The organism is Streptomyces sp. NPDC059037 (assembly GCF_042740015.1).
Taxonomy (GTDB): domain Bacteria; phylum Actinomycetota; class Actinomycetes; order Streptomycetales; family Streptomycetaceae; genus Streptomyces.
This window is the reverse complement of record NZ_JBHYIG010000327.1, coordinates 1-10,327: the sequence shown is the minus strand read 5'-3', so window position 1 is coordinate 10,327 and position 10,327 is coordinate 1. Positions and strand designations below refer to the sequence as shown.

The 10,327-nt window shown below is 68.6% G+C and carries 8 protein-coding genes; all 8 read right to left on the bottom strand.

Annotation, left to right across the window (positions count from 1 at the left end):
- Positions 1-79: 79 nt before the first annotated feature.
- Entirely contained in the window at positions 80-1,357 is a 1,278-nt protein-coding gene (locus ACFWY6_RS39975; protein WP_384701166.1) for a thymidine phosphorylase, read from the bottom strand.
- 152 nt (positions 1,358-1,509) lie between these two features.
- Positions 1,510-1,899 (bottom strand): cytidine deaminase, encoded by a 390-nt coding sequence (locus tag ACFWY6_RS39970; protein ID WP_266870272.1) that lies wholly within the window; start codon positions 1,897-1,899, stop codon positions 1,510-1,512.
- Positions 1,896-3,158: an ABC transporter permease gene (locus ACFWY6_RS39965; protein WP_384701163.1), complete on the bottom strand. Its 1,263-nt coding sequence runs from the start codon at positions 3,156-3,158 to the stop codon at positions 1,896-1,898. The genes ACFWY6_RS39970 and ACFWY6_RS39965 overlap by 4 nt, the downstream gene beginning before the upstream one ends.
- Complete coding sequence (locus tag ACFWY6_RS39960) at positions 3,155-4,306, bottom strand: ABC transporter permease (RefSeq protein WP_384701160.1); 1,152 nt, start codon at positions 4,304-4,306, stop codon at positions 3,155-3,157. Before ACFWY6_RS39960 ends, ACFWY6_RS39965 begins: the two co-directional genes overlap by 4 nt.
- Positions 4,303-5,898: an ABC transporter ATP-binding protein gene (locus ACFWY6_RS39955; RefSeq protein ID WP_384701169.1), complete on the bottom strand. Its 1,596-nt coding sequence runs from the start codon at positions 5,896-5,898 to the stop codon at positions 4,303-4,305. Before ACFWY6_RS39955 ends, ACFWY6_RS39960 begins: the two co-directional genes overlap by 4 nt.
- Positions 5,899-6,056: 158 nt before the next feature.
- Positions 6,057-7,112, bottom strand: coding sequence for a BMP family ABC transporter substrate-binding protein (locus ACFWY6_RS39950; RefSeq protein WP_360777079.1), 1,056 nt, complete (start codon positions 7,110-7,112; stop codon positions 6,057-6,059).
- Positions 7,113-7,353: 241 nt separating this feature from the next.
- Entirely contained in the window at positions 7,354-8,442 is a 1,089-nt protein-coding gene (locus ACFWY6_RS39945) for a BMP family protein (RefSeq protein WP_384701157.1), read from the bottom strand.
- 185 nt (positions 8,443-8,627) lie between these two features.
- Positions 8,628-9,890 carry a M20 family metallopeptidase gene (locus tag ACFWY6_RS39940; RefSeq protein WP_384701154.1) on the bottom strand — a complete coding sequence of 421 codons (1,263 nt, stop codon included), beginning with the start codon at positions 9,888-9,890 and terminating at the stop codon, positions 8,628-8,630.
- Positions 9,891-10,327 lie beyond the last annotated feature (437 nt).

Sequence of the window (10,327 nt, the reverse complement as noted above, 5' to 3'; positions counted from 1 at the left end):
GGCTGGGTGGGCAATTGCCGGGCAATCGGGTGGGCGGGCGGGAAAAAATCCGCCGCGAAGCGGCGGTCTCGAGCGGGGCCTACGCGATGCGGTCCAGCACGATCGGCGACGGGGAGAACTCCGTGCCCGCAGCCGCGATGTCGTACGCCCCCGTCAGCGCCTGCAAGGCGTAGTCGAAGCGCTCGGGAGTGTCCGTGTGGAGGGTCAGGAAGGGCTGGCCCGCGGTCACCGTCGCGCCCGGCTTGGCGTGCAGTTCGACGCCCGCGCCCGCCTGGACCACGTCCTCCTTGCGGGCGCGCCCCGCGCCGAGACGCCATGCGGCGACGCCGACGTCGTACGCGTCGAGGCGGGTCAGGACGCCCGACGACGGCGCCGTCACGACATGCGTCTCCCGGGCCACGGGGAGCGTGGCGTCCGGGTCGCCGCCCTGGGCCGCGATCATGCGGCGCCAGACATCCATCGCCGAACCGTCGGCGAGGGCCTTCGCCGGGTCCGCGTCCGGCAGCCCGGCCGCGTCCAGCATCTCCCGCGCGAGGGCGAGGGTCAGGTCCACGACGTCCGAGGGGCCGCCGCCCGCGAGGACCTCCACCGACTCACGGACCTCGAGCGCGTTGCCCGCCGTCAGGCCGAGCGGCGTGGCCATGTCCGTCAGCAGCGCCACCGTGCGTACGCCGCTGTCCGTGCCAAGACCGACCATCGTGGAGGCCAGTTCGCGGGCGTCCTCCAGGTTCTTCATGAAGGCTCCCGTGCCCACCTTCACGTCCAGGACCAGCGAGCCCGTGCCCTCGGCGATCTTCTTCGACATGATCGAAGAGGCGATCAGCGGGATCGCCTCGACCGTGCCCGTCACGTCCCGCAGCGCGTACAGCTTCTTGTCCGCCGGGGCCAGGCCGTCGCCCGCCGCGCAGATCACGGAACCCACGCCGTCCAGGACCGAGAGCATCTCCTCGTTCGAGAGGAGGGCGCGCCAGCCGGGGATCGACTCCAGCTTGTCCAGCGTGCCGCCCGTGTGGCCAAGGCCCCGGCCCGACAGCTGCGGGACCGCCGCGCCGCACGCCGCGACCAGCGGCGCGAGCGGCAGCGTGATCTTGTCGCCGACGCCGCCCGTGGAGTGCTTGTCCGACGTCGGGCGGGAGAGCGACGAGAAGTCCATGCGCTCGCCGGACGCGATCATCGCGGCCGTCCAGCGGGCGATCTCGCGGCGGTTCATGCCGTTCAGCAGGATCGCCATGGCGAGGGCCGACATCTGCTCATCGGCGACCACGCCCCGCGTGTAGGCGTCGATGACCCAGTCGATCTGCTCGTCGCTCAATTCACCGCGGTCCCGCTTGGTACGGATGACGGAGATGACGTCCATGACTCCCCTTTGCGCCTAAACCGGCGCCGCTCTCGCGGACCGGGTTCTCACCGTGATGGTTGCTCAATTGATGGTGCGGCGACTCTACGCGCATAGAGTCGCCGCGTGAAGACGCCCCCGCCCGCCGTCGGGCAACGGGCAGAGGCCGTATGTCAGTTGAGGTGCTGCGGGCCGAACGGGTCCGGGAGCATCTCACCCAGGGTGCGGACACCGGCGGCCGTCTCCAGGAGGAGCGTCGCGCCGCCGAACTCGTAGAGCAGCTGGCGGCAGCGGCCGCACGGCATCAGGATCTCGCCCTTGCCGTCCACACAGGTGAAGTGGGTGAGGCGGCCGCCGCCGGTCAGCTGGAGCTGCGACACCAGGCCGCACTCCGCGCACAGACCCAGGCCGTACGACGCGTTCTCCACGTTGCAGCCCGACACCGTGCGGCCGTCGTCCACGAGGGCCGCGGCACCGACCGGGAAGCCTGAGTAGGGCGCGTACGCACGGGACATGGCCTCCCGCGCAGCATCCCGCAGCGCGTCCCAGTCGGTGTCGGTCACTTTCCTTGTCCCCTTCGGTAGGGCTGGCCGTCCGCCTTCGGCATCCGCAACCGCTGGGCGGAGAGCGAGAGCACGAGCAGCGTGACGACGTACGGCGTCGCGGTGACGACCTGGTTGGGCACCTCGTCGGTCAAGCCGTACCACGCGAACATCAGCGCCGAGACGGCCGCGGTGATCACCGCGGGGATGTAGCGCTTGCGCCAGACGAGGTAGATCGCGCCGATGACCAGCAGGATCGCCAGCAGCAGAAGCAGGGCGTGGACGTTCGTGCCGCCGCCCCGGAGCTTCAGGCTGTCGGTGTAACCGAACAGGCCCGCGCCGAGCGCGAGTCCGCCCGGCATCCAGTTGCCGAAGATCATCGCGGCGAGGCCGATGTAGCCGCGGCCGCCGGTCTGGCCCTCCAGGTAGATGTTGGAGGCGACCAGGGACAGGAACGCGCCGCCCAGACCTGCCAGACCACCGGAGATGATCACTGCCAGGTACTTGTACTTGTAGACGTTCACGCCGAGGGACTCGGCGGCCACCGGGTTCTCGCCGCAGGACCGCAGACGCAGGCCGAACGCCGTACGCCACAGGACCCACCAGCTCAGCGGCACCATCGCGACGGCGATGACGGTGAGCGGCGAGAGGTCCGTGAACAGGCCGCCGAGCAGGCCCGCGAGGTCGGAGACCAGGAACCAGTGCTTTTCGTTGAGGTCCTGCAGCCAGTCGGAGAGACCCGGCACGGAGAAGCTGCCGAGCGATTCGACGGGCGGCGACTGCTTGGACGTACCGCCCTCCTTGCCCTCGAAGGCGAAGGTGGAGAGGTAGCGGGTCGCGCCCAGGGCAAGGATGTTGATGGCCACACCGGAGACGATGTGGTTGACGTTGAAGGTGACCGTGACGATCGCGTGCAGCAGGCCGCCGATCGCGCCGCCCAGGATGCCGAAGAGGATGCCGACCCACGGGCCCCACTGGTAGCCGGCGAACGCGCCGAACCAGGTGCCGAGGATGAGCATGCCTTCGAGGCCGATGTTGACGACGCCCGCGCGCTCGGCCCAGAGGCCGCCGAGGCCCGCGAGGCCGATCGGTACCGCGAGGCGCAGCGCCGTGGACATCTGGCCGGTGGAGGTGATGCCGTCGGCGTCGGTGATCAGGCGGACCACGGACGTCAGGACGAGCACACCCGCGATGACCAGCAGGAGTATGGGGAGCGAGATGCGGCGGCGGCCCGGCGCGGGCTGCTTGGCCGGGGGCTTGGCCACGATTGCCGAGCTCATCGGGCAGCCACCTCCTTCACGGTGTCGTTGTTTCCGTTGCCGTTGCCCTTGCCCTTGGCGCGGGCTGCTGCGGCCAGCTCCTCACCGACGCGCTGCTGCTGGCGACGGAGCCCCCAGCGGCGTACGGCCTCGTAGGAGACGACGACCGCGATCACGATGAGGCCCTGCATGATCACCGCGATCTCCTTGTCGTACGCGACCGGAGTGGCGTAGTCGAGAGCGGGCGATGCCTTGTCGAGGAAGGCGATGAGCAGCGCGGCGAAGGCGATGCCGACCGGGTTGTTGCGGCCGAGCAGGGCGATGGTGATGCCGGTGAAGCCGAGGCCGGTGGGGAAGCTGAGGCTGTAGGTGTGGACGTCGCCGAGCAGGATCGGCATGCCCGCGAGGCCCGCGACCGCGCCGGAGATCAGCATGGCGCTGAGCACCATGCGCTTGGCGTTCACACCGGAGGCCGCGGCGGCCGACTGCGAGGCGCCGGTGGCGCGCAGGTCGAAGCCGAAGCGGGTGCGGTTGAGGATCAGCCAGTACAGGACGCCGGCGAGCGCGGCGATGACGACGAAGCCGTAGATCTCGCCGGAGTCGCCCATGCTGATGCCGGGGAACCAGCCGGACTCGGACATCTCGCCGGTGGTCTGGTTGTTGCCGACCGGGACGCCGAAGTTCTCGGTGAGGGTGAGGTAGCCGATGAGGCTCGTCGCGATGGCGTTGAGCATGATCGTCGCGACGACCTCGCTGACCCCGCGGGTGGTCTTGAGGATGCCCGCGATGCCCGCCCAGAAGGCGCCGGTGAGCATGGCGACCAGGATCAGGAGCGGGATCTGGAGCGGGGCCGGCAGTGCGACATGCGCGCCGACGACCGCCGTGGCCATCGCGGCGAGGCGGTACTGGCCGTCCACACCGATGTTGAAGAGGTTCATCCGGAAGCCGACGGCGACCGCGAGCGCGGCCAGGTAGTACATGCCGGCCTGGTTGATGATCAGGACCTGGATGTCGGAGTAGGTGGCCTGCTCGAACATCAGGGTGTACGGCTCGATCGGGCTCTTGCCCGATGCGAGCAGCACGACCGAGGTCAGCGCCACGGCCGCGATGAGCGCGATGACCGGTCCGGCCACCGCGAGGAGCACCCGCTCCTTGTCGAACTTCTTCATCGGGCCTCGTCCTCCGGGGCGTCTTCTTCCACGTGCTCCAAGTGGCCCGAGGCGGCTCCGGTCATGGCCGAACCGAGCTCCTCGGGCGTGATGGTGGCCGGGTCGGCGTCCGCCACGAGCCGTCCGCGGTAGATCACGCGGAGGGTGTCGGAGAGGCCGATCAGCTCGTCGAGGTCCGCCGAGATCAGGAGTACGGCGAGTCCCTCACGGCGGGCCTCGCGGATCTGGTCCCAGATCTGGGCCTGCGCGCCGACGTCCACACCGCGGGTGGGGTGGGCGGCGATCAGGAAGCGCGGCTTGTGGCTCATCTCGCGGCCGACGATCAGCTTCTGCTGGTTGCCGCCGGAGAGGGAAGCCGCGGTGACGTCGATGCCGGGCGTACGGACGTCGTACTCCGCGACGATGCGTCGGGTGTCGGCCTGGGCGCCCTTCGGGTTCAGCCAGAAGCCCTTGGCATTGGGCTTCTCGGTGACGTGGCCGAGGATGCGGTTCTCCCAGAGCGGCGACTCCAGGAGGAGGCCGTGGCGGTGGCGGTCCTCGGGGATGTAGCCGATGCCGTCCTCGCGGCGCTTGCGCGTCGGTTCGGCGGTGATGTCCTGGCCGGCCATCCGGATCACTCCGGAGTCCGCGTGCTTGAGGCCGATGAGCGCGTCGATCAGCTCGGTCTGGCCGTTGCCCTCGACGCCCGCGAGGCCGAGGACCTCGCCCTCGTGGATGGTGAAGGAGATGTCGTCGAGGAGCGCGCGGCCCGACTCGCCGTCGGCCAGCAGCTTGAGGCTCTCGACCTGGATCATCGGGCGGTCGGTGACCGTCGACTCCGCCGTCTCGGGAGTGGGCAGTTCGCTGCCGACCATCAGCTCGGCCAGCTGCCGGGGCGTCGTCTCGGACGGGACCGCCGTGCCCACCGTCGTACCGCGCCGGATGACGGTGATGTCGTCGGCCACGGAGAGGACTTCGCCCAGCTTGTGGGAGATGAAGATGACGGACAGGCCCTCGGACTTCAGCTCGCGCAGGTTGTCGAAGAGCGCGTCGACCTCCTGCGGCACGAGCACGGCCGTGGGCTCGTCGAGGATCAGCGTGGTGGCACCGCGGTACAGGACCTTGAGGATCTCCACGCGCTGCCGGTCGGCGACACCGAGGTCCTCGACCATCGCGTCGGGGCGCACCCCGAGGCCGTACCGCTCGGATATCTCCACGATCTTGCGGCGGGCCGCGCCGCCGATGCCGTGCAGCTTCTCGCTGCCGAGAACGATGTTCTCCAGGACGGTCAGCTGGTCGGCGAGCATGAAGTGCTGGTGCACCATGCCGATGCCGCGCGCGATGGCGTCGGCGGGGCTGGAGAAACTGACCAGCTCGCCGTCGACCGTGATGGTGCCCTCGTCCGGCTTCTGCATGCCGTAGAGGATCTTCATCAGGGTCGACTTGCCCGCGCCGTTCTCACCGACGAGGGCGTGCACGGTGCCCTTGCGGACGCTCAGGCGGATGTCATGGTTGGCCACCACGCCAGGGAAGCGCTTGGTGATGCCGTCGAGTTCGACGGCAGTGGCCTGGGCGGTGGTCGTGCCCTTGTCGGGACTAGTGGACGCGTCGATGGCGCACTCTCCTCGGGAGTCCTCGGGAGTCTTAAGGAAAGGGGCCACCTACGCGCGTAGCGCCCCTGGTTGAACGGGAGTTGAGGTGTCGGCCGCGCGAACGGGGCGCGGGGGAACCATCGTCCCCCACACCCCGTTCCGCGGCAGCGACTTCGCCGTTACAGCGTGATCTTGACCTTGATCTTGCCGCTGATGATGCCCTGCTCGGCCTTCTTCAGCTCGGCCTGCAGGTCCTTCATCTTCTTGAACTCGGGGTTCGAGTCGGCGAGCGCGACGCCACCGGACTTCAGGTCCGCACGGACCACGCCGCCCTTGGCGTTGCCATCCTGGACCGACTTGGTCAGGTTGTACACCGCCCCGGCGACGTCCTTGGTCGCCGACGTCAGGATGTACTTCTTGTACTTGTCCAGGGCCTTCTGCTTGTACTGGTCGGAGTCGACACCGATCGCCCACACCTTCTCGGCGGCGGCGGCCTCGATGACGCCCTGACCGGAGAGGCCGGCCGCGTGGTAGACCACGTCGGCGCCGTCCTCGATCTGGCCGCTGGCGCCTTCCTTGCCCTTGTCCGGGCTGGAGAAGCCGCCGTCCTCGGCCTTCTCGGTGAGGAACTGGCGCTTGATCTTGACCGACTTGTCGGTGGCCTGGACGCCCTGGACGAAGCCGGCCTCGAACTTGCGGATCAGGTTGTTGTTCACACCGCCGATGAAGCCGACGGTCTTGGTCTTGGTGGCCTTGGCCGCGGCGACGCCCGCCAGGTACGAGGACTGCTCCTCGTTGAAGACCAGGTCGGAGACGTTGTCCGCCTTGATGGTGGCGTCGTCGACGATGCCGAAGGTGACCTTCGGGAACTTCTCGGCCACCTCCTTCACGGCGGGCGCGTACGCGTAACCGATGCCGATCACCGGGTTGTAGCCCTGCTTGGCCAGCTCGGTGAGGCGCTGCGCCTTGTCGGCGTCGGACTCACCGTCCGTCGGCTCGACGGCCTTGGAGCCGACCTTCAGGTCCTTGGCGGCCTTGTCCATGCCGGCGGTCGCGGCGTCGTTGAAGGACTGGTCGCCCTTGCCGCCGACGTCGTACGCGATGGCGACGCCCTTGCCCTTGCCGTCGCTCTTGGAGCCGGCGGCGTCGCTGGACGTGCCACCGCAGGCGGTGGCGGAGAGGGCGAGAGCGGCGGTCGCGACGCTCGCGGCTGCGATCTTGGAAACCCGGCGCATAGAGAGGAACTCCTTTGTACAAGCAAGCACAAGCACGTACGAGCGCCTCACCTGGCGCTGATTTCGCCGCAGCGTAACGCGCGTAGACCTGACATAAGAACCCTTCTGTCCCGTCCGTTATCGAGCTGTGGCCGCGAGGTTGCGACGCCATGCACAGGGCGTTGCGGCGGCATGACAAAGGGCAGGGTTCCCCGGCCGCTCTGGCCTGCGGGACTCCCTGCCCTCTTCCGCCTGCGGACTGCTACGGAACGGTCTTGACGGTGACCTTGCCGTCGACGATGTCCTTCTTGGCCTTCTCCACGGCGGCGACCACGTCCTTCATCGCCGTGTACTTCGGATTCGAGTCGGCGAACCCGACACGTCCCGACTTCAGGTCATAGCGCTGCTCGCCCGTCATGGGCTTGCCCTCGACGACCGACTTCGTCAGGTCGTACACAGCGCCACCGACATCCTTGAGGGCGGACCCCAGGATGTAGTCCTTGTACTTGGCGAGCGCCTTCTGCTTGTACTGGTCGGAGTCGACGCCGATCGCCCACACCTTCTGCGAGCCGGCCTCCTGGATGACGCCCTGCCCGGAGAGCCCCGCCGCGTGGTAGAGCACGTCGGCGCCGGCCTCGATCTGGCCGCTCGCCGCGTTCTGCCCCTTGTCGGGGCTGGCGAAGCCGCCTTCCTCGGGCTTCTCCGTCAGATACCGCTTCTCGATCTTGATCTTCGGGTCGACGGACTTCACGCCCTGCACGAAGCCGGCTTCGAACTTGTGGATGAGGTTGATGTCCACACCGCCGATGAATCCGACGTGATCGACCTTGGTCGCCTTGGCGGCGGCGACACCGGCGAGATAAGACCCCTGCTCCTCGTGGAACACAAGATCGGCTACGTTGTCGGCCTTCACCGTGTTGTCGTCGATGATCCCAAACGTGACCTTGGGAAACTTCTTGGCGGCTTCCTTCACGGCGGGCGCGTAGACGAAACCGACGCCGATGACGGGGTTGTAGCCCTGCCGAGCGAGCTGCTCGAGGCGCTGGGTCTTGTCGGCACTGGACTCGCCGTCGCCCGGCTCCATGTCCACGCCGCCGATCTTGAAGTCCTTGCGGGCCTTCTCGTAGCCGGAGTACGCGGCGTCGTTGAACGACTGGTCGCCCTGACCGCCGATGTCGTACGCGAGGCCTATGCCTTTGCCCTTGTACTCGGAGGACGACGACCCACCCTTGTCGTCACCCTCGTCCTCCGAGGCCTCGCTGCTGGTCTTGCCGCACGCCGATGCGGCGAGGGCGAGAGACGCCACGACGACGGCCAGTTGGGAAATCCTTGATCCACGACGCAAACGCATAGGACGCACCCCTTACGTTCCCCGACGCACCGTTGACGGCGCTGATTGCGGCGCACAGTAACGCGCGTAGAAAGGGAGGGGAACGGGGTTTCGCACTGCCGTTACCTATTCGTGCCGAGGGCCGGTTACGTCCGGATGAACGGGCCCGGCGCAACCGGCCCATAGCGGGCCCGCGGCGGCCTCGGCTACCGCGCCGCGTCGAGGAGCGCGGCAGCAGTAAAGAGCTCGACGCCGACCGTGATCGCCGACTCGTCCGCGTCGAAGTCGCCCTGATGGAGATCGCGGACGGTGCGCTCGCCGGGCGTACGGACGCCGAGGCGGGCCATGGCGCCGGGAACGTGCTCCAGATACCAGCTGAAGTCCTCTCCCCCCAGGCTCTGTTCGGTGTCCTCGACGGAGTTCGGCCCGCGCCGCCGCTCCATGGCGTCCCTCAACAGGTCGGTCACATCAGGGTCGTTGACGACGGGCGGGACACCCCGGATGTAATTCACCACGGACTTGGCGCGGTAGAGATCGGCGATCTCCTGGATGGCGCCGTGCACGAGGTCGGGCGCCTGCCGCCAGGCTTTCAGGTCCAGACACCGGACGGTCCCGGACAGCTCCGCGTGCTGCGGGATGACGTTGCAGGCATGCCCGGACTCGATCCGCCCCCAGGTCACCGCAAGCCCGGACCGGGCATCGATCCGACGGGCGACAAGAGCCGGTACGTCCGTCACGATCTTGGCGGCGGCGGTGACGAGATCCGTGGTGAGGTGAGGCCGGGCGGTGTGACCGCCCGGCCCGTCCAGCGAGACCTCCAGCCGATCGCAGGCGGAGGTGATGGCGCCGTGCCGCAGCCCGATGCGCCCCGCGTCGACCCGGGGATCACAGTGCACGCCGATGATCCGCCCGACCCCTTCGAGCACTCCGGACTCGATGGCGTCGGGGGCACCACCGGGCAGGACCTCCTCGGCGGGCTGGAAGATCAGCCGTACGGGCTGCGGGAGTTGCCCCTTCTCGGCCAGCTCGGCGAGGACGAGCCCGGCCCCGAGCACCACGGTGGTGTGCACGTCGTGTCCGCAGGCGTGGGCGCGGTCGGGCACGGTGGAGCGGTACGGAACGCCGAGCTTGGTGTCCGGGATGGGCAGCGCGTCGATGTCGGCGCGCAGGGCGAGCATGGCCGGCGGGTTGCCGCTCTGCTGCTCGCCACTCTCTTCAATACCGATGTCACATACGAGTCCCGTACCGATGTCGAGTACGCGGGGCTTGAGACCCGCGAGTTCGAGCCGGGCCTTGAGGGCGGCGGTGGTGCGGAACTCCTGGTTGCCGAGCTCCGGGTGCATGTGCAAGTCGCGTCGGAAGGCGATGAGTTCGGCGCGCAGGTCGTCGGGAAGCGCACCGGGGAGTACGGCTTCCCCGGCTGCGCCGCCTGCTTCCCCGGGCAGGTCGGCCTCGGACTCTCGTGACATCAGTTGGTTCACCCTTTGAAGGGTAGGGCGAGGCAGGGGCCAACTGACCCACGATCAACAAAAGTTCAGCCCGATAGGGTAAGAAAAAGTGGCCGCGTGGCGCATGGCTCTTGGTTGAGCTGGGTAAACTCCACCGCTTCCCGAGCGGACCGCGAGCCTCCGCACCCCCGTCTTCGGCGAGGGCGCGAGTGATGTGCTCCGTGAGGGCCCCTGCGGGGGCAGGTGCGGTGGCTTCGGTGTCCCGGCGTCGAGTTGGCGCCGGGGCCGCCCGGCGGGGCGTGCGGTTTTCCTGCCAGGTGCGGACTGGTTCGTAGCAGCGCATCCTGCTGGAGGGGTAGGCGGCCCGTCCGGGGATAGGTGCCGCTCTCGTCAAGCGTCTACCGACCGGCCCCGGCCGAGAGGTGGGGGGGGGTGGGGGACCTACTTTGGGAAAGTAG